The following is a 21,298-nucleotide window of genomic DNA, read 5'->3' as shown; positions in this document are numbered from 1 at the left end:
CCTATATTTCGGAAAACGTCCCATTTCTTCGAAGGAGATTAGCTGAGTATGACGTATTTTCCCGACTATTTGAAAACGTACCCAAACATGCACTCATCCTTCCCTTTTCATATCAGCAAAAATACGCTGGGGCACGGCTTTCGCGCACATCGTCACGATTTCCTCGAGTTATCCTATGTCATTGAGGGCACCGGGTCGGAAAGCATTAATGATGTCAATCATGAGATGAGGACGGGCACTTTCACGTTCGTGCTGCCTTATCAGGTGCATGAAATTTTTACGGACCCCGGACAAAAGCTGGTATTGTATAACTGCATGTTCAGCATGGATTTGTTGATGGAATCAGGGAGCGATCCCGGTCTGTCGGGGCTTTTGGGTGAGATGACGGCCTTGCCTGCCTATGTCCAGCTGCATGGACAAGATCAGCAGCAGATGCTCGCTCTCCTTGAGGAGATGTATCAGGAATATAACGGCACCGAACGATACAGACAGACACTTTTAAAAGGCAAGCTAAAAGAAATTCTCATCCGCTTCGACCGCCATCGTTGGAAGCAAGCTCCCTTGGCGGAGGCAGCAGCAATCCCACTTCACGGCGCGAAGACGCATCACTCCGTTTGGCCTATCATTCATTATATTCATCGTAACTATCAGGAGGAGCTGGCCTTATCGGACCTCGCTGCGAAGTTCGCGATGAGCGCCTCGCGGATCTCTGAGGTGATCAAGCAGACGACTGGCCAAACGTTCGTCCACTTCCTCCACGACCTGCGCTTGCGTCATGCTTGCAGCCTGCTCGTGTCCACAGAGATGAGCGTAACGGAAATTGCGCACGAGGTTGGTTACGGCTCGTACAAAACGTTCTCCCGCATTTTCCGGGAAAGCAAAGGCATCGTGCCCAAAGATTATCGCAAGGCGGAGCATCATCGCCGGGTAACGTGAGCTAACGGATAGGGAGCTGTCCCAGTTAGGCCGAAAATGGTCTATCTTCTCCTCCAAGCGATTATACTTAACATAGTATATTTGAAGTGCGAGGAGAGTGCTGATCTTGTCCAATGCGTTTGTAGCACGTTCTTTGGAAGAAGTGCGATTCTGGTCCCGAATTATGAAGGAACATTCCCTTTTTCTGAAGCTGGGTTTCCGCTGCGAAGATACGCAACTCATTCAGGAAGCGAATCAATTTTACAGTATTTTTGAGCAAATTGAAGCTAAAGCCCATTCGTATACCGAAGCGACTGATCCCTCGCAAATCCAGCGTTTTAACTTGGAAGCACACGCAGCAGCAACGCACATTTGGGCTTTTAAAAGAAAAGTTCTTGGACTAATCATTCAATGTAAACTGCCAGGAGGCAATAACTTTCCCTTACTCGTTGATCATACAAGCCGAGAAGCCAACTATTTCAGGAATCGGCTGGAGGAATTAAACACTGGAAGACTGGATCCGCTGCCCGATGCGATTATTCATGAAAATGTTTTCTTCCTGCGCATTATGGCGGATCATGCCAAATTCATCGGGCATCTGCTCGACCCGTCAGAGCGTCAATTAGTCGAGCAAGCGCGCAATTTCAGCCATGATTTCGATCAGCTGTTGTTTCAAGCTATCGACTTGAGCGGCATGAAGCCGCAATCACAGACAGAGCCGCTTCTGGACCAATTCCTGGATCAGAACCGCGTTTCCGTCGTCTCGCTCCGCGACTTCAAGAAGACGGCCAGAGATTTGATCGAGGCCTGCAAAATCAAAAGCATCATCCATCCGCTGCTCGCGGACCATGTGTTTCGGGAGGCCGAGAGGTTTTTGTTCATCATTGATGCTTTTGAAGTGGAGCTCACGGGGAAACAACCCGGTGCCTAAAATAATAAGGCCGCCATGGAAGGTATGTATACCTTTCCTTGGCGGCCTTTTGAATTTGGCGCGAGAGGGGCGAATGGGAACTGTGGGCCTCTATTTCCGTCGAATTAGCTTCTTTTCCGATCAATGGGAACTGTGATCCTCTATTTCTCCATAATCAGGCCATTTGTTTGTTTATCAGCTGAAATAAGATCCTCCAGTTCCCCTAAACTGTGAAACCCGGCTCTTCCGGCTGAAATAACGCCCTGTAGTTCCCTCCCTCACACACGTTCGAACGTTACTCATCCACCACCCACAAGATCCTCTCCGAAATAAACCGCCACGCATCAGGCCATACTACTCCAGTCACCTATGCTATTTATATATTCCTTGACAGGAATATTCCTAACAAAGTATATTTAAAGCATGAATTCGACTATTGAGCTTCGACCGCTTGGACGCTTATTTGCAAGAACTGCAAAACAAAGAAAGAAATTCGGAGGACAAGCCTTAGGCTGTCGCAGCAAGACTGCCGTGGGTCCCGCTTCGAAGTAGAAGGGAGACCCGACCCGCTTTTCTGCCACTCTTACAGATCGATACTATTTTAAACTTATGGAGGTACTCACCCATGTCCGAAACGACAAACGCCCGCTCGTTAGTTATTACACGCACGTTCAACGCTCCTCGCGAGCTCGTCTTCCAATGTTGGACGAAGCCCGAACATCTAAGTCACTGGTGGGGACCGACAGGGATGCAACTGGAAGTATCCACGTGTGATGTTCGCCCCGGCGGCATGTTCCATTTCAGCATGAAATCCCCTGACGGCTTTCAAATGTGGGGCAAATTTGTATATAGCGAGGTTTCCCCTTCGGATAAACTCGTCTACACGAACTCGTTCTCCGATGCGGACGCGAACACGATCCGTGCTCCGTTCAGCCCGGTTTTCCCACTTGAAATTTTGAATATCGTAACCTTCGAAGAGCAAGATGGTAAAACCGTTGTCACAATTAGCGGTGGCCCTGTTAACCCAACCGAAGAAGAAGCTGCTTTCTACACGTCTATGATTGAGAACATGGAACAAGGCTTTGGCGGTACCTTCAATCAACTCGACGAGTACTTGGCGAAACTTGCTTAATTCCCCATGCACCGGCTCACCTGAGCCGGTGTTTTCTTTTACCTACACCGCCGCCTGCCCTTTTACCAACCATCCCCTCCTCCTGGAATGTCCGCCAGACGTCACAAAAAAGCTCATCTCAACCGAATAATATAAGTAAGCCGCGTATTTTCGGTAGCATTCGACTGAACCCAAAGGAGACTACCTCATGTTTCGTCATAAAATCATGAAACCCGGTGCGGCGCTTCTGCTGACAGCTGCACTTTTTGCCGGCGCTTCGCCCGCGTCCGCACTATACTCCCCTTCGGTGAACGCCGTTACCAAGCAAGTAACCGCTCAAGACAAAACCTATAATGTAAATGTCGTTACGGTCGACTTGACCGACCCGACCTTGGAGCTCGCTCCCGCCTTGGCTGACGGAGGAATTGGACATGACGCTCCATTACAAGCAATCGCCGAGCGCGAAGGGGCCGTTGCCGCGATTAACGGTACATTTTTCAACGCCTATGAGTCCAACCCCTACATTCGCTACCCGAACGGGACGATGGTAGAAGCCGGTGAAGCTCTTCACTCCGGGGAAAATCAGACCTTTATTCTGAATCGGGATAAAGTGCCGGATATTCAGTTCGTGGACCTCGACATCGCCGTACGTGTCAGTGAAGGCAACGGGACTTACACCATTAACCCTTGGGGGGTTAACAAGTATTACGGTGAAAGCAGCACCGATCAAGTGATCTGGTATACCCCGGACTTTGGCAGCTGGATCAACTTCCCGAACGGGACCAAGGTCGTCATCGAAGATGGGCTCATCACTCGCATCACGAACGATTCCGTGCAGGTTCCTGCCGGCGGTTACGTCCTGTTTGTCGGCAACAGCGCCAACAACCGGCAGCACATCCTGCCGAATCTAGACGTCGGCGATCGCGTCACGAAAGAGCTGCTGGCCAAAGGCGAAGGCGGAAGCTCTCTGAACGCCAAGTCGTGGCTCGCGGCGATCGGGGTCGGGCCGAAGCTAGTCACCGGCGGCGCTGTCGATCTCGACGTCACGCGAGATGGCTTCTCCGATCCGAAGGTGACGCAATCCCTTGCTGCGCGCAGCTTCATCGGCATCGACGGGTCTGATCGTCTCGTGATGGGCACCGTGCCGAGCGCAACGCTATCCCAGCTCGCCGCCATCACCCTTCAGCTTGGACTGAAGGAAGCCATGAATATGGACGGCGGGTCCAGCTCCGGTCTGTACGCCAACGGCACCATGTTGACCTATCCCGGCCGCGAGCTGAGCAACGCGCTCGTCGTGCGTAAGATGGACAAGCCGAAGGTGCAAATCGACATCAACGGTCAGCCTGAGTATGACTATAGCGGCTTCATCGTCAATGAGACGACCGTTGTTCCGATCCGCCCCTTCATCACCGCAATGAATGCCGGTTTTCAGTGGGATGCCGCAACCCGAACGGCTACTATTACGAGCGGAGGCGTGACGATGAAACTGAAGGACGGGAGCTCCTCAGCGACGGTGAACGGCAAGTCGGTCTCCGTGCCGGTCCCGCTCCAGATTATGGGGGACAGCCGCATGTACGTCCCACTCCGTCTCGTTGCGGAGTCACTGAATAGCAAAGTGGACTGGAACAGCAGCTTATACAGGGCATCCGTTCGCCTGCCATAATGATGGCACTATAATCATCTTAAGACCTGAGGGCAAACAACCCTCAGGTCTTTTCCGTCCTCACCACGTTTAACCCTTCTCAATCAGGCAAAAATAGGAAAGATCACTGAGATGCTACAAAATCGGGGGAACTTTCGAATGTTGGAAAAAGGCCAAATATCAAGCAGACAATTCGGGGTACTTTTATGCCTTTATACGATTGGAAACGCGATTATTTACTCGCCACCCCAACTCATTTTCTTGGCCAAACAGGATGCCTGGCTATCGATCATCGTTGGATTACTCGCCAGCATGCTCCTCATCGTTTTCTACTGCACGCTCGGCGGAAAATTTCCTAACCTGAATTTCGCTCAATACAGCGAGCAGATTTTAGGCCGCTTCTTCGGAAAGTTGGCGGCCTTGGCCGCATTATCTTTTGTCTATATCAGCACCTTGTACCCTTTGTGGGGGATTAGCGATTTTCTCGCAACAAGAATGCTGTCCAAAACGCCTATTGAAGTCATCATCTCCATTACGGTCATCATGATAGCCTTCAGCGTCATTCTGGGGCTCGAAACCATTAGCCGTGTTAGTGAAATTCTGTTTCCATGGACCTTGTTGTTTTTATTTCTTGTCATTTTGATGCTGATTCCACAGATGAAGCCAACCAATTTTCTCCCAGTTCTGGAAGAAGGAATTAAGCCGACCATTCGAGGCAGCGTCCAATTTCTCAGTTTTCCGCTCACAGCCGTTTTCAACTTTCTCATGCTGCTGCCTTATACCAATGATGTCAGCAAAGCGAAGAAAGCTTATTATCTAGGAACAGTTATCGGCGGGACTGTGATATGGATCGTCACGATGACGAATATTGCCGTTTTAGGTGTCTCTTTAGCTTTGGGGAGCATCTATCCGACTTATGATATGGCGCAAAAAATCAATATTGGCGATTTTCTACAGCGCGCCGAGGCCATTATTGCGATTATCTGGTTTGTCACGCAATATTTTTATACGGTCATTAACTTTTATATTACGACACTCATTCTAGCCCAAATACTAGGTTTAAAAGAATACCGCCCGCTTGTGCTCCCGATTGGCGTTATTTCAGTCCCTTTAGCTAATGTTTTAATCCCCAATATCCCTTACTCCTTTACTTTCACGAACAAAATTTGGCCCGCTTACGCACTCACCGTCACCCTGCTGCTTCCGCTGCTCATGCTGCTGATTGCCAAGCTGCGCCACCTGCCGAAACAAACTAAAAAGCCAAAGACATAATCCCGTCTCCAGCTCTTTCATCAACTCATCATCTTCTGCAGAAGTTCGCCCATAGGCTTAAACACATACGTAATGTACGCTAATGGGCTTCGCAGATGCGCGCCCAAAGCTTTCGCTGCGCAAAGATACGTGCCAAGCGCAAGCAGCAAAGAAAACGACCACAGCTCCTTCTTCAGATGCTTTCGCCTCATTCTAGGGACCTCAATGAGCACGATGGCAGCAACCGCAAGTAAGATGAAAGGAAGAAGTGCCATGGGTCAACTACTCCTTTGTCTTTTTCTTTAATTCTTCAATGAAAGAGCTGCTTACTTTCCCTGTTCGACGCAGTTTGGCATCCACTTGTACGATCACCTCTGATTTTACAAAATAACTCGTCCAGTCCGATTTCATCTGTTTCCAAGAACCAGGGTCTGATCTGTGCAGAATTTCACCGAAGCCGAAAATGTCCGCTTCAAGCTTTTGCGCTTTGGAAACCGCGACCTGCAAGCTTTCCTTCAACTTTTTCTCCATGACCTGTTCCAACAGATAAATCGACTCTGATTTTGTTAAATCAATGCTTCCCTCGACCTCACCGATATCCCCTTCCAGCTGTAATTTGACGGTAAATACCGGTTTGCCTTCTTTCATGCTTGCCGTTACTTTGGATTTTGTTCTTAAAATATGGATGGCCGCTTCTCCGCCATCAGGCAACAGCACATTTCCAACGGTGCTTTTCACATTTCCGCTTATGTAATTATAGCCTTTGCTCTCTTGCTCATTCAGCCAACCAACTAATCGGTCCCCGCGAAAAACACCCAACTGGGTAAAGACCAATCCGACAGGAGCATCCGTCATCTTCAGCTTATTATTTTTGTTGAGGACGGCTAATTCCCCATTGGATTTAAGCCCTGTCAAGACAGGTTCTTTACCTAGAGCAACCAGATTGGCCACAAATTCATCTACATGCACGGCAATCGTAGGCGCCCAAAGGTTCTGGGAGGTTTTTAAGGAGGAATACAGCTTATTCGCCGGAATTTTCTCCGTTGGAGTCAATGTGCTTAATATCTCTTTAGCCTGTACGTCCTTGGCAATCGCAACGAAATAATCAGGACGCATTTGCTCATTGCGCATAAAGAAATCTAACACGTCCCTCACCCCTTCCCTTGCCAGCTCCTCACCAATCACTAACATTCGCAAATGGGAAAGGTATAGCTCCCTGGGGGCATGGCTCGTCATCTTGCGAAGAGCTTCGTATAAAGTGGGAGATACGACATGGAAATTCGTAACGGATGTCCCGCGCTCCGAAGATGAGTCCATCCCGATTTCGCCGACATTCGCCACTTGGGCGCTTAATTCAATTTGGTTATCATGTTTATCTATGCCAAGTGCCATCACAAAGGAGAGCTGATTTAATTCCTGTCGGTTCCAACACCCCGTCGTTATGCTTAATAGAAGGATGATCAGGAGAGTAACCCTTATCTTCTTGCACATCAGGAAAACCCTCCCTTCTTATTTCGAACTAATCGATTGGCTTCCTAGGCTTACTATCTTTAATGCGAGTCCGATTAGTCTCTTTACCGATTAAAGATGGCCGGCGGTGCATAGCCCAGAGCGGCAAGCGAAAGATCGCATCCTTCTGGTCTGCTGCATGAAAGGGACCAAAGGGGGACATGTAGGGAACTCCGAATGAGCGAAGGCTGCACAAATGAAACAAGATGCACATACAACCTAAGAAGATGCCATAGATGCCAAAGGAAGCCGCAATAAACATTAACAGATACCGCAGCAGGCGAAGCGGAAAACTGATGGAGTAGGCGGGCATGACGAAGCTTGCGATAGCTGTGATCGAAACAACGATGACCATCGCCGCAGATACCAGACCCGCTTGAACGGCGGCTTGTCCAAGCACCAAGGCCCCCACAATGGAAATGGCGGAGCCGACCATCCTCGGCATGCGAATTCCGGCCTCACGCAAAATTTCAAACGCTGTTTCCATCAACAGCGCTTCAATAAAAGCCGGGAACGGAACCCCTTCCCGCTGTGTTGCCAGACTGAGCAGCAGTGTAGTTGGAAGCATCTCTTGATGATAGGTGGTCACGGCAATATAAACCGATGGTGTCAAGAGAGAGATCAGCATCGCCACATAACGCAGCATCCGTATGACGCCAAAGTCCGATCGTTGGTAGTAATCTTCTGCGGACTGCAGAAATTGAGTGAAAATAACGGGGACTAACAGAACAAACGGTGAGCCGTCCACCAGAATTGCAACACGCCCCTCTAACATGCCTGCAGCAATCGTATCCGGCCGTTCAGAGTTATAGATCGTTGGAAAAGGACTGAACGTTTCGTCCTGTATTAGTTCTTCAATTTGACCCGTATCCATAATGGCATCGATGTCAATCCGCTGAATGCGGTTCCTGACTTCGTCCACAACTTTGTCATCCGCAATCCCTTTAATATACATGAAGGCAACATCTGTTTTGGATATCCGCCCGACGCGGAGGTTCTCCATTCGAAGCGAAGGATGCTTGATTCTCCGGCGGATGAGTGACGTATTGGTACGCAGCGTTTCTGTGAAGCTTTCGCGAGGCCCCCGAACGACAGCTTCCACATTGGATTCTGTAATTCCGCGTGACTCCCATCCTCTTGTGCTGACGATGAGCCCTAGGCGGCAGTTATCCAGCATGATAGCGGTATCACCGGATAGGATCGCATCGTAAAGATCCTCCATCAGCTCGGTTTTCCTCACGCCGCCTAACGAAATAATATATCGTTCCAGGGCACCTGGAAGATCTGTTATCAAGCTTCCATCCGCGTTCCGAAAGTCCCCTGTGAACAGCATAAGAGATTCTAATAATTCATGAATCGAAGTATGGTCGGCCAGTCCGTCCGTGAAAACAATGGCAATCGGCAGCTCGCCCGATCGTCCGATGCCGAGCTCTCTAATTATAATGTCGCTGCTTTCCCCCAGAATCTCGACAAGCTGCGCTATATTTTCAGGCAGATGAGGGGTTAGCGATGGAGCGGCAGTCGTAGACATAGGATCACCCTGTTTTTGGTTTAGCTATTTGTACCGTTCCCTTATTTTGGATGTATTATGTATCCCATCAAGTCACATTTTTGCTCGCTGATTCATTGAGTTTTCCATCCCATAACGCTTATAATAAAACGAGAAAAAGTTTAAAAGAAAAGGTGTCATTTCATGAGCATATTAAATGTAGAAAGATTAAGTCACGGCTTTGGAGACCGCGCCATCTTCAACGACGTCTCGTTCCGCCTGCTCAAAGGGGAGCATATCGGACTCATCGGTGCTAACGGGGAAGGTAAATCTACTTTCATGAACATCATTACAGGCAAGCTTCAGCCGGATGATGGCAAGGTTGAATGGTCCAAGCGCATGCGCGTTGGCTACCTGGATCAACATGCTGTTCTGAGCAAAGGCATGAGCATCCGCGATGTCCTGAAGGGAGCTTTTCAATATCTGTTCGACATGGAACAAGAAATGAATGACATGTACGGTCGGATGGGCGATGTGACGCCGGAAGAGCTTGAACAGATGCTGGAGGATGTCGGTACAATTCAGGATACATTGACGAATCAAGACTTTTACATGATCGATGCCAAAATCGAAGAGACCGCTCGCGGGCTGGGCCTCACCGATATTGGTTTAGACAAAGATGTGAACGATTTGAGCGGTGGTCAACGGACGAAGGTGCTTCTGGCGAAGCTTTTGCTGGAGAAACCGGACATTCTGCTCCTCGATGAGCCTACCAACTATTTGGATGAGCAGCACATCGAATGGTTGAAACGTTATTTGCAAGAATATGAGAATGCCTTCATTCTTATCTCTCACGATATTCCGTTCCTGAACAGCGTAATCAACTTGATCTACCACATGGAAAATCAAGCTTTAAACCGCTATGTGGGAGATTACAATCACTTCCAACAAGTACACGAAATGAAGAAACAGCAGCTTGAGTCAGCTTACAAACGCCAACAACAAGAAATTTCCGAGTTGAAGGATTTCGTAGCCCGTAACAAAGCGAGCGTGGCGACGCGGAATATGGCGATGTCCAGACAAAAGAAACTCGACAAGATGGAAGTTATTGAAATTGCAAAGGAGAAACCGAAGCCGCAGTTTAATTTCAAAGAAGGACGCACGTCAGGCAAGCTCATTTTTGAAACGACAGATCTCGTGATCGGCTACGATCAACCGCTATCCAGACCGCTTAACCTGCGAATGGAACGTGGTCAGAAGATTGCGCTGGTCGGTGCCAACGGTATCGGGAAAACGACTTTGCTGCGGAGTATTTTGGGTGAAATCCAGCCGGTATCCGGCTCCGTTCAAAAAGGCGATAACCAGCAAATCGGTTACTTCCAACAAGAAATCAAAGATTCCAACAACAACACTTGTATCGAGGAAGTATGGAACGAGTTCCCCTCTTTCACGCAATTTGAGGTGCGCGCTGCGCTAGCGAAATGCGGTCTCACCACGAAGCATATTGAGAGTAAAGTTGTCGTCCTGAGCGGCGGCGAGAAGGCGAAAGTCCGTCTCTGCAAGCTGATCAACCGCGAAACGAACTTACTGGTGCTCGATGAGCCGACCAACCATTTGGACGTAGATGCCAAGGATGAGCTCAAACGCGCGCTGCAAGCCTACAAGGGCAGCATTCTTCTGATTTCCCACGAACCGGAATTTTACCGTGATGTTGTGACGGAAACTTGGAATTGCGAGTCTTGGACAACGAAAGTGTTCTAATCGAGCAAGAGGCCGTCTTCGAGTAGATTATTCTACTTGAGGAGGGCCTCTTTTTTACCATTTCGCTTCCGAATCTGCCATTGCCGCTTCCGAACCCGCCAAACTCCGCTTAACATCCGCGTTTGCATATAACTCAGGTGAATAAGTATGCAGCGAAGGAAACAGCTCAACCTAAGGATCAGTGCAAGATGTATCGAATAAGTCCAACGCAGGAAGAACGGGCGCCCCCGCCTAATCAACCCATTTCGCAGCATCCTCACCCTCTCTCCGTTACCGTTCACCATATCCCGCATTCATTGTAAAAGAGATCCGTCGCTGGATAATCAGTCCTCAGACGGAATTCCGTCTACGTTCTCGGCTTGATTTTGCTCGCACCGTCCTAGTCAAAGTCGTGGGTTTAGTTGCTTTCGTTAGATACAAAGTGTATCATTAAAATGATCTTACTTATCGAACTTATCCATTCATGCGACGAAAGCGAGGACGTCCAGCCTATGCCTGTCATCCGCCATTTCTTTCAGAGCAAGCTACTCCTTTGGCTGTTATTCTTATGCTTGAGTGATGCCGTATTCACGGACATCGGCTTGCATCTGTCCTTTATTGAAGAACTGAACCCTCTGATACGAAGTGTATATGAATGGCATGTCGCCGGGTATTATTTCCTTAAACTCATACTTCCCTTGCTGCTCATGGCCTTTTACCCTTATATCCGGAAACGCGCCTGGGTCAAGCCCTGCCTATCCCTCACGGTGATCATCTACGGAGTCGTCAATGTGTATCACTTCGTCTGGTTATCCTATGGACTCACATACCTTGCAACCAGCTAGCGGCAGCGAAAAGAACCCGGCAATCACTTCTGCCTGGTTCTTTTCATTGTATGCTCTAAATCGTTGCGATAATTTGATCAATCTCCAGCTGCACGCGCACAATCTCTTCTTTACATGTCTCCAAGTTGATCTCTTGCTCTATCTCTTTCTCGAGCACCAAGACAGCCGCCAACAAGGATTCGGCATAGAAATTCGCGGCCACTCCTTTCAGCGTATGCACCTTGCGGCGAGCAACAGCATCTTCTTGGTGGATGATAGGCGGCAGCAAATTTTCCGTGAAACAAGTATAATCTTGTTTAAACTTCTCAATCATGTATTGAAAAATATGGACTTTCTGATCGATATTCCGCAGCACACGCTCCGCATCAATCCCCTTAATACGCAATAACCACTGCAAATCCTGCCACTTATCGAGCATATCGGCCAACTGCTTCTCATTGACGGGTTTCACTAAAATGCCATTGAGTCCCAGCTTCAGCATTTGCATCGTGTCTTTCACGAATCCGTTTGCAGTAAGCGCAATGATCGGAATCCGCTGCATCGGCTTCAGCTGTCTCAGCTTTTGCGTTGCCTCATAGCCATCCATCTCCGGCATATGAATATCCATAAGGATAAGCTTCCAGGCTTGCTGACCCACCCGTTCCAGAACCTCATAGCCATTTTGTGCAATTACCACCTCATAGCCCAATTGCTGCAGAAGCTGCGTAATGACCAGTTGATTGATTTCATTGTCCTCCGCTACCAAAATGTGCCCCTTGGACTGGAAAAGTACTCCTTCTGCCATAGCCTGCTCCTTATCGCGATCACACCTCTTAGGGGATGGCTTCTGCCCGCTCAGAACCTGCAAAACCTTGCGCAGTGACAACCTGCTTACCGGTTTTACCAGAACGGCATCCGCCTTCAACGCTTCAGGCAGCTCGCACATTTCTTCTCTGCCTTCCAGTGTCGTGAGCGCGATCACATGAGTTTGGGAGCGATCTACCGCATTCAGTACTCGCTGCCAGATCGCCTGATGCTGCATGGGGTCCATTTGCATATCCAAGAAAATATAGCGGAACGCAGCTTGGCCTGCTCCTCCCTCTCCTTGTTCCAACGCCGCTAATAAGTCGGATACCGACAGCACCGTCTTTGCCTCCAGCTGGAAGGAGCCCAGCAACTCGGTTACGTGCCGAGCAGCAATGGGATGATCCTCGGCAACGAGCACATGCTTGTTTTCTTGTGGCAGAAGATGCTGCCTGTAAGCAGAGTACATGTCATCCTCCGTCTGCTGATTTCGTCCGAACAACAGACTGAAGTAGAAGCGGCTGCCTGCCCCTAACGTAGTCTCAACCCGGAGCACGCCTCCCATCGACTGCACCAAATGCTGGCAGATCACAAGCCCAAGCCCTGTGCCTCCGTATCTCCGGCTAGTCGATGTATCCGCTTGCGAGAAAGGCAAGAATAACTGTGACAGCTGCTCCTTAGAGATCCCTATCCCCGTGTCCTCTACGGCAAAAGATATAATGATGCCTTCCTCCGCATATTCCTCAAGCTGCACTTGAAGCCGAATATGTCCTTGCTCCGTAAATTTAATGGCATTATTCGATAAATTGATAAGTACTTGCTCTAATCGAAAAGAGTCCCCGCTGACGATATCCGGCAAATCCTCCGACGTATCCAGCAAAATCTCGATTCGCTTGTTGCCGAGGGAAACGCTCACCAGGTCGGCGACCTTTTGGAGTGACTCTTCCAAGGAGAAGTCGACTTTCTCCAAAATTAATTTCCCCGCTTCAATTTTCGAAAAATCCAGAATATCGTTAATCGTCGCCAGCAGAACACTGGAAGAGGCGTCCATTTTACTCAAATAATCTTTCTGCAGCGGTGTTAACTCGGTTCGCTGCAGCAGAAGGGACAGCCCCAGAATACCGTTAAGCGGCGTACGAATTTCGTGACTCATCCTCGCCAGGAACTGGCTTTTGGCCCGGTTGGATTCATCCGCCTCTTCGCGCTTCTTGAGATCCGTAATATCGTGAACGGTCCCGGTGACCGCAATAATTTCCGTCCTTGTTTCATTGAAAAGGGGGGATAACGTGACATTATAGGTATGCTCAGTACCGTCCGGCAGCAGAAAATTAATGGCGAATTGCTGCGTCTTGCCGTTGATGATCGATTGGGTGAAGGAGCGCTCCCATTTCGAAGGATTATCCATGTCAATGACTTCCGTCAATTGCTTTCCTTTTACCTGTTCAGGCGTAAGTTGGTAGGTTTGATACATTTTAGAGTTAGCAGAGGCAACGCTTCCATCCAGTCGAAATCGGAGAATAAAGTCCTCTGAGTTTTCCACTAAAGTCCGGAATTGCTCGTCTCTAACCCTAACTTTCATCTGCACTGCACGATGCTCCGACACATCCACCGCTGACCCGATGACCTCACTAACCGCGCCAAACTTAAAGATAGGCTGCAAAGTAACGAGGATCGTGAAGCCTTGACAGTCATATTCATAGATGACTCTTTCGCCCTCCCAAGCCTGCTCATAATAGGGCTGCAGAAACTCCAGAAACTTAGTCCCTAATATGCTGATTTCATGAGCCTTTTTCCCAATAAATTGACTCGGCCGCAAACCCAGCTGATAAAGTAATTGACCCTCAATCAATATATAGACAAAATGGCCCCGGTGCTTATGGAATTTAAACGTAAACCCCGGCTGTAAGCGCAGCATATCAATGAGTTCCTGCTCCACCTGCCGAATCTGCAGCTTGTACTCCCGGGCACGAAGCAGATACCCAAGAAAACATGCCACAACCACCACACACACCATTTGGTAGGTGAGGTATATTCCTATGACTTGAAGCGATGAACGGTACACAGTCCAGATCATTCCATAGTAGAACACATAAAAGAATGTTCCTCCTAATAACCATTTGAACCAGTAGGAGCGTACTTTCGAGAACACAAAACCGGTTCCTATAATCGCAGCAAATCCAATTAACAGCAGCGGAATCTGGATAGAACCGTCCATTATGATTCGCCATATACTTAAGACAGCGAAGGTAATGAGGATAGAGGGGTATCCTCCCAAATAGGCGGCAAGCAGGAAGCCTACGCCACGAAAATTAAGGCCTATTTGAGCATCGAATGTAATACCAAAACTAACCAGAATCACAACAAGGATGCCATGGGTAAGACCCACATAAACTTTGTAGTACCACGTCGGCTTCTGATCCAATTTCGTTATAATGAAAAACTGTTCGACGAATAAGACAAACACGGTAATAATCGCAAAATTGGTAATCAAATCGCGCAGCAGAACAATCACCAGCCTATAGTTAAATAACAATCCTGTTTGGTTTGTTTCGCGCATCGGTGTTCAGCATGTGCTCAATGCTTTCCGCTAGAACCGGCTTGCTGAAATAGTAGCCCTGCACGAAACGACAGCCGCAGTCCCTCAGCACTTGAAGCTCCTCTTCGGTCTCCAGTCCTTCGGCCACTACGAGCAAGTTTAAGTTTTTGGCCATTGTAATGACGGTATTCACGATAGCCGCATTCACTTCCCGATGTTTCAATCCCTTAATAAACGACTGATCTATCTTCAACTTATCGATCGGGAAATCCTTTAAATAGCCAAGCGAACTATATCCGGTGCCAAAATCATCCATCGCTACGCGCACACCCAGCCTTTTCAGCTGACTAAGTGCATCTGCCGCCAGATTGACATCCATGCTCATGCTCTCCGTAATCTCGAGTTCCAAGTACTTCGGTTGTAAGCCTGTCTCCTCCAAAATCTTCTGAATCATCGCGCTGAGTCCGCCATCATTGAACTGTCGTCTGGATAGGTTGACGGCCATGAACAAACGGGGAAGACCTGCTTGCTGCCATTTCACGCTCTGTGTGCAAGCCTCTCTCAGCACCCATTCTCCGATCTCATGAATCAGGCCGCTTTCTTCCGCTACTGGGATGAAATCGCAAGGCGGCACTTGCCCCAAAGACGCACTGTGCCAGCGAATTAAGCTCTCTAAACCGACGATCCGGTTCGTGTATACATCAACAACGGGTTGATATACGAGATGAAATTCCTCATTCTCAATCGCTTTACGCAAATGAAATTCGATATCCATTCGTCTTTGAAACTGGTCGTGCTTCGCCTGCAGCGAGCCGGAGAGCGCAGCTTCCACGATTCCTAAGGATTTGACCGGAGACTCATGCACGCTTTGAATGCCGTTTCGTATAGCCATTTTACAGCGTTCCAGGAAATAAATGATCATCGTTTCATGGCACATTGGCCCAGTAAGCATTTCTATATGAAAATAATCCGCAGCGCCTATCCGCATAGCCTGAATGGTCTGCATGGCACCTTCGGATGTATGTGTACTAAGCACTACAATAGGAATTGGACGATGATTCATAATGAGTTGAAGCGCATGAATGCCTGCCATGTTCGCCATCGCTAAATCAATGACCACCAAATCAGGTCTTCCAGCAAGCATACAATCCAATGCGGCATTTCCGTGTTTTGCCGTACCTGTCAAGATGAACTGTTCATCTTGCTGAAAGATGGGCAGCAACCTCTCTCTCAAATCATTAAAATCACTTACAATCAGGACTCCATACCTATTTAAAAGACCCACTTCATTTACACCTCCTACAAGCAATTTCCACAATAAACCGTATTATCTCCTATTGTACTTTCCACTTATTAGGTAACTTACCTAAATGGTATGTTTTCTCGCCCCTTTTCGCTAACAATTTACTAACAATTTCCCGATAAAAAGTGTATAAGAGCGATTTACACTTAATTTTCGACACCTTATAATAGGTTGAGCAAGTAAATTGTTAGGACTTTTGATCCCTCTGTTCATTCAGGAAAGAAATTAGAAAATAAACTTAGTTTGGGGGAGTTTATGCTTGGACAGAGTGCTTTTAATTGAGGACGACGATATTATAGGTGAAATGGTCTGTATGTATCTGACAGAAGAGAACTTCTTAGTGCTAAGAGCCCATAATGGTCAGGAAGGCCTTGCCGCTCTTCGCGAATTCGAACCAGATCTTATTCTTTTGGACCTCATGCTTCCTGACTTTGAAGGCACGGACTTATGCAACTCCTTGCGAAGCTTAACGCCCGTTCCCATCATCATCATCTCTTCCAATTCCAAAGTCAGCGAGAAAGTTGAAGCGTTTACAGTAGGAGCTGATGATTACTTATGCAAGCCCTTCAGCATGCATGAGATGAAGGCCCGTATACAAGCCCTTCTGCGTCGGTTCAAACAGGCTCATCCACCCGAAGAGCAGCCTGTCCAGCAAGTTGTTCCCGTACCGTCTGTTGATATGGACATTAACTTGGAAAAAAGAACGCTTTATGTGCGAGGCGAACCCATCGACATGACATTCTCCGAATTCGAACTCATTCGGCTGCTGTATGAGCACCCCGAACGCGTGTATCGCCGGGAGGATCTGATTAACGCTTTGCGTGGCTTCGATTCCTATGTCAACGATCGTGCTATCGACGTACATATTACAAATTTACGCAGGAAAATTGAAGTCAACCCCAAAGAACCCAAATACATAAAAACAGTCTGGGGGGTTGGCTACAAATTTGTTTTATAAGGGAAGAGGCTGTCTCCAAGGTCCGTAAATGACCCGGGAGATAGCCTCTTATTTGATTTTCTCCATATTCCCGGAGAGCCCAATTTGTCGGATAACCATGCAATCTGTTGAAATATGATTGCAATGAAACTTCTTCCATATTTTTAACATAAATTGGTTGACATAGAAAACATTAATCATTTATTATTGGACTTCTGAGGCCTTTATTTGCTAGGAATAGTCAGCTATACACCGAATGGCAATTAACTAAACAGGGATTCACAGTGCGATAACCATTACTAAAGGGAGTAACAGGTGAACTCTTATGAATAGTGATAAATTAATTTTGGATTTGGGCAGTCATAGCGCGAAAGTTTTCAAGAAATCAGATATTGGTATCGAACAAGTGGATGTCCTCACATGGGAGCTTTTGGAGAGTGAGGTCTGCCTTCCATCCATTGAAGATAAGCTTAAGTCCTTGTTGTCCACACAAGGCACCTTCTTAGAAGGTGCCTCCCCCGGAAACATTGAGGCCTTCGGGACGGAAGCCATGCGAAGGTCGCCGCACCTCTCTGAACATATGGAGGAGATCTGCAGAAACTTGCGCATTGCCTATCGGACGATCAGTCAGAAAGAAGAAGCGGAACTGTTGCGCAAAGCGATAAGCGAATCGGATATCCCCAGCCATCTTGACGTCATCAATGTCGGAGGCGGCAGCATCCAGATTATTACCAAGGAGTGCGAAGCGCCCTATCTCATTCCTTTCGGCATTTCGGATCTTAATCAAGAATTCCAGTTGCTTGGGGCGCCCCATCAAAGGCAGATAACGACCTGCATCAAATGGCTCTCCTCTCGCTTACCTGCATCACTGGGGCCGTTCGCTTACACCGGCGGCGAGAAAACGTATCTGCGCCATTTCCAGATCGAGCTTGAACAGGATCTCTACTGTTCAAGGAGCGATTTTACTCAACTTACCAGACAACTGGCTCTTCTCGAGCTTTCAGCTTTAGAAAACAACTCCCCTTTCGATCCGAAATGGATGCGCGGCGCCATCGCCTCGAATTGTGTCGTCCTTGCCGGGCTCATTAAATCCGGCGCCAGCAAATTTATGCCCTCCGACCTGAATATCGCCCATGGCTTCATGAATCAATTATAATCGCGCTGCACATTAGACAAAGGTGACTGAGGCCCCTTTTTGACCAAATCTTTGTGTAAATTTAATGTTATTAAAACCTACCCGTTCACTGCGTATTATATAATACAGTGTACATTCATTAGTTATAATTACATCTACTGATAGGCGGGTACTTCCATATGGCACAAACGATGAAAGCAGCGCTGATTAAGACATACAGCGGGGTTTCAGGCATTGAATTCGGCGAAACGTTAATTCCCCAAATAGACAGTAACGAAGTACTCATCAAGGTGCATGCGGCATCTATTAACCCCGCTGACTTATTATTTCTTTCCGGCAATTATGGCATTAAACGCGCATTGCCGTCGGTTGGCGGAATGGAAGGGTGCGGCACGGTCATCGCAACGGGCAATAGCCTCGTAGCCCGCATGCTGAAAGGAAAACGCGTAGCCTTCGTATCCGAAGTCTACGGCTCCTGGTCGGAGTATACAAAGGCAAGCGCCATGACCTGCATGGTTCTACCCGACCACGTATCGGACGAGCAGGGCGCTGTCTTCTTCGTCAATCCGGCAAGCGCCATGGCTATGGTGAAGATTGCCAAGCAGCACAAGTCCAAAGCCATCGTGCAAACGGCCGGAGCCAGCGCACTCGGCAGAATCCTGGTGAAGCTCGGCAGAGAGAACGGCCTGGCCGTCATCAGTGTTGTCCGCAAAGATGAGCATGCGCAGCTCCTTAGAGAGATAGGCGGACAGCATATCGTGAACAGCAGCTCCCCAACCTTCGAAGACGAACTCAAACGGAAGTCTCATGACCTTGGAGCTGCCGTATGCTTCGATGCCATAGGCGGAGACCTGACAGGCACCGTGCTCTCGGCGCTGCCGGACGGATCCACGTTGTTTCAATACGGCCTCCTGGGAGGAAGCACAACAACGATCAACGCAGATGATCTGGTATTCCGCCGCAAGCGGATCACAGGCTTCTGGGCGTCTGACTGGGTGAAGACCCAATCGATCTTTGAGCTGCTCTCCCTGCAGGGCTCTATGAAGAAGTCGGTCGGATCGCAGATCCAGACCGAGATTAGCCAGACGTTCTCGCTCTGCCAGACGGTAGATGCCATTCAACAGTATGCGGCTAACATGACCTCAGGCAAAGTGCTGCTGCGGCCTGTATAGAAAGAAAGACTGTCCTTAGAGTAGAGTGATCTACTTGATGGACAGTCTTTTTCGTTGAGTGAGGTGCCGCACGGCTATTCGCGTAGCCTATGAGCTAATTTGGCTGCCAAGCCAAATTAGGAACTACAATCCGCTATTTCTGCGAATAGCGGGAGGTGGTGGCCTGTAGGGGAACTACAGGGTGTTATTTCTCCACGATCAAAAGGGCGCATTTCGTAGAAATAGCGCCCTTTTGTTCCCATTCGCGGCAGGGGGTTAGCGGCCGCCACCAGTTACGCCCCTCCGGCTAGAACTCCGTAATGATCGTGAGAATCACAGGTCTACGGCCGGTTTTCTCATAAAAGAAACGTCCGAGCACTTCTTTCACATTAATTTTCAGCACATTCCATTGGTTCAACGGCTCCTGCCCTGTTTGCAGTCTGTTCACCGTATCTGCGGCCAGAATGCTCGCTCGATCTATGAGATCCTCAGACTCGCGCACATAGACGAACCCTCGCGAAATAATATCGGGTCCGGATAAAATTTTGCCATCCGTTTTGCTGAGAAGAAGAACCACGATAAGGATCCCATCCTCTGAAAGCTGTTTCCGGTCACGTAAAACAATATTCCCCACATCGCCCAAACCATCGACCAAGGTGTTGCCCGCCGTGACCTTGCGGCTTTGCGTCGCCACTTCATCCTTGATATCTACAACATCCCCATTGTTCAAGATGAAAATGTTAGCAGGCTCGACACCAACTGACTCCGCCAAAATGCGGTGCTGATGAAGCATCCGATATTCGCCGTGAATCGGAATAAAATACTTCGGTTTCATGAGCGTCAGCATTAACTTGAGCTCTTCCTGGCTGCCATGGCCGGAAACATGCATGCCGGTCACTGAGCTTGAGCCGTAGATGACCTCCGCGCCAAGGCTAAACAAATTGTCTACCGTCTTGGAAACGTTGCGCTCATTTCCAGGAATCGGCGATGAGGACAGGATGACGGTGTCCCCCCGATGGATTTCTACATTCCTGTAGTTCGAGCGAGATAGCCGGGATAACGCGGCCATCGGCTCTCCCTGGCTACCCGTGCAGAGAACGGCAATCCGCTCGGAAGCCAGGCTGCCGATCTCTCCCGCCTCCACCAGCATCCCGTCAGGAACCCTCAAATAGCCCATCTCGGAAGCAATTTTCACGACGTTGACCATACTCCGGCCCAGCAAGGCTAAATGGCGATTCGTCGCTTGCGCGGCATCGATCACCTGCTGGAGCCGGTGGACATTGGAAGCAAAGGTGGCGATGAACACTTTTTGCTTCGCTTTATGGAAAGCCTCCTCGATATGCTTCCCGACATGGCTTTCCGAGGGCGTATAACCCGGACGCTCCGCATTCGTACTCTCGGATAAAAGCAGCATGACCCCTTTCGAGCCAATGTCCGCCATTTTATGAATATCCGGATATTGATTATTGACCGGTGTAAGGTCAAATTTGAAATCTCCCGTATGGACAACCGCTCCCTCGGGCGTATGAAAAACAACCCCAAGACAATCGGGGATGCTGTGATTGGTTTTGAAGAAAGTGGACGTGATGCTGCCAAGGTCAACCGTGGAATCGGAGGTGATTTCAATCAGCTTGGTACCTGCTAGCAAGCCGGCCTCTCTCAGCTTCACTTCAATGAGCCCAATCGTTAAGCGTGTTGCATAGATCGGCACATTGATTTGTTTGCGGATGTAGGGAATGCCCCCGATGTGATCCTCATGCCCATGCGTAATAACCAGAGCACGGACTTTATCGCTATTTTCAAGCAAATAAGTAATATCAGGAACAATGAGATCAACGCCCAGTAAAGTTTCATCCGGGAATTTAGAGCCGCAGTCGATCACGATAATGTCATTGGCATATTGGACGACGTACATATTTTTACCGATTTCATTAATACCGCCTAAGGAGAAGACCGATAATTGCTGATCAAGCTTGGTCACCTTACTTACCCCCTGTGTCGCTTTCATTTGCGTTAATTTCCCACAAGTGATGTAAGGCTA

At 48.5% G+C, this 21,298-nt stretch carries 16 protein-coding genes; 10 read left to right on the top strand and 6 right to left on the bottom strand.

What is annotated here, in order from left to right:
- Positions 1–48 precede the first annotated feature (48 nt).
- The 5 genes from ACUN27_RS02840 (at position 49) to ACUN27_RS02820 (ending at position 5,850) form a co-directional block, all read left to right on the top strand.
- Complete coding sequence (locus ACUN27_RS02840; protein WP_326063508.1) at positions 49–936, top strand: AraC family transcriptional regulator; 888 nt, start codon at positions 49–51, stop codon at positions 934–936.
- A 106-nt stretch (positions 937–1,042) separates the two neighbouring features.
- Complete coding sequence (locus ACUN27_RS02835; RefSeq protein ID WP_445558343.1) at positions 1,043–1,846, top strand: DUF2935 domain-containing protein; 804 nt, start codon at positions 1,043–1,045, stop codon at positions 1,844–1,846.
- 604 nt (positions 1,847–2,450) lie between these two features.
- Positions 2,451–2,957: an SRPBCC family protein gene (locus ACUN27_RS02830; protein ID WP_127456639.1), complete on the top strand. Its 507-nt coding sequence runs from the start codon at positions 2,451–2,453 to the stop codon at positions 2,955–2,957.
- A 187-nt stretch (positions 2,958–3,144) separates the two neighbouring features.
- Entirely contained in the window at positions 3,145–4,599 is a 1,455-nt protein-coding gene (locus ACUN27_RS02825; RefSeq protein WP_445558342.1) for a stalk domain-containing protein, read from the top strand.
- Positions 4,600–4,737: 138 nt separating this feature from the next.
- Positions 4,738–5,850 (top strand): GerAB/ArcD/ProY family transporter, encoded by a 1,113-nt coding sequence (locus tag ACUN27_RS02820; protein WP_445558341.1) that lies wholly within the window; start codon positions 4,738–4,740, stop codon positions 5,848–5,850.
- A 20-nt stretch (positions 5,851–5,870) separates the two neighbouring features.
- Here ACUN27_RS02820 and ACUN27_RS02815 read toward each other — a convergent pair whose 3' ends face one another.
- Genes ACUN27_RS02815 through ACUN27_RS02805 form a run of 3 tightly spaced genes read right to left on the bottom strand, consistent with a single transcriptional unit; the run spans position 5,871 to position 8,869 of the window.
- A complete protein-coding gene (locus tag ACUN27_RS02815) occupies positions 5,871–6,104 on the bottom strand; it encodes a hypothetical protein (RefSeq protein WP_445558340.1) in 234 nt (77 codons plus the stop codon).
- Positions 6,105–6,111: 7 nt separating this feature from the next.
- A complete protein-coding gene (locus ACUN27_RS02810; RefSeq protein WP_326063517.1) occupies positions 6,112–7,320 on the bottom strand; it encodes a Ger(x)C family spore germination protein in 1,209 nt (402 codons plus the stop codon).
- 28 nt (positions 7,321–7,348) lie between these two features.
- Positions 7,349–8,869, bottom strand: a complete 1,521-nt coding sequence (locus tag ACUN27_RS02805; protein WP_315952843.1) for a spore germination protein — start codon at positions 8,867–8,869, stop codon at positions 7,349–7,351.
- A 162-nt stretch (positions 8,870–9,031) separates the two neighbouring features.
- Here ACUN27_RS02805 and ACUN27_RS02800 point away from each other — a divergent pair, with 162 nt between their 5' ends.
- Together ACUN27_RS02800 and ACUN27_RS02795 are read left to right on the top strand one after the other, a co-directional pair.
- Positions 9,032–10,588: an ABC-F family ATP-binding cassette domain-containing protein gene (locus ACUN27_RS02800; RefSeq protein ID WP_315952842.1), complete on the top strand. Its 1,557-nt coding sequence runs from the start codon at positions 9,032–9,034 to the stop codon at positions 10,586–10,588.
- 551 nt (positions 10,589–11,139) lie between these two features.
- Positions 11,140–11,412: a DUF5658 family protein gene (locus ACUN27_RS02795; protein ID WP_445558339.1), complete on the top strand. Its 273-nt coding sequence runs from the start codon at positions 11,140–11,142 to the stop codon at positions 11,410–11,412.
- Positions 11,413–11,467: 55 nt separating this feature from the next.
- Here the strand turns inward: ACUN27_RS02795 and ACUN27_RS02790 are convergent, their stop codons facing one another.
- Together ACUN27_RS02790 and ACUN27_RS02785 are read right to left on the bottom strand one after the other, a co-directional pair.
- Positions 11,468–14,752 (bottom strand): response regulator, encoded by a 3,285-nt coding sequence (locus ACUN27_RS02790; protein ID WP_326063518.1) that lies wholly within the window; start codon positions 14,750–14,752, stop codon positions 11,468–11,470.
- Positions 14,718–16,016, bottom strand: a complete 1,299-nt coding sequence (locus ACUN27_RS02785) for a GGDEF/EAL domain-containing response regulator (RefSeq protein WP_326063520.1) — start codon at positions 16,014–16,016, stop codon at positions 14,718–14,720. The genes ACUN27_RS02790 and ACUN27_RS02785 overlap by 35 nt, the downstream gene beginning before the upstream one ends.
- Positions 16,017–16,302: 286 nt before the next feature.
- Here ACUN27_RS02785 and ACUN27_RS02780 point away from each other — a divergent pair, with 286 nt between their 5' ends.
- From ACUN27_RS02780 to ACUN27_RS02770, 3 genes are all read left to right on the top strand, one after another.
- Complete coding sequence (locus ACUN27_RS02780) at positions 16,303–16,992, top strand: response regulator transcription factor (RefSeq protein WP_315953116.1); 690 nt, start codon at positions 16,303–16,305, stop codon at positions 16,990–16,992.
- A 304-nt stretch (positions 16,993–17,296) separates the two neighbouring features.
- Positions 17,297–18,127, top strand: coding sequence for a Ppx/GppA phosphatase family protein (locus tag ACUN27_RS02775; protein WP_326063522.1), 831 nt, complete (start codon positions 17,297–17,299; stop codon positions 18,125–18,127).
- Between the two features lie 158 nt (positions 18,128–18,285).
- A complete protein-coding gene (locus ACUN27_RS02770; RefSeq protein WP_315952833.1) occupies positions 18,286–19,278 on the top strand; it encodes a zinc-binding dehydrogenase in 993 nt (330 codons plus the stop codon).
- Positions 19,279–19,564: 286 nt separating this feature from the next.
- Here ACUN27_RS02770 and ACUN27_RS02765 read toward each other — a convergent pair whose 3' ends face one another.
- Positions 19,565–21,238 (bottom strand): ribonuclease J, encoded by a 1,674-nt coding sequence (locus ACUN27_RS02765; protein ID WP_326063526.1) that lies wholly within the window; start codon positions 21,236–21,238, stop codon positions 19,565–19,567.
- Positions 21,239–21,298: the final 60 nt, after the last annotated feature.

The organism is Paenibacillus sp. WC2504 (assembly GCF_052682475.1).
Note: the sequence above shows the minus strand (reverse complement) of the source record. Positions and strands in the feature narration are given on the sequence as shown.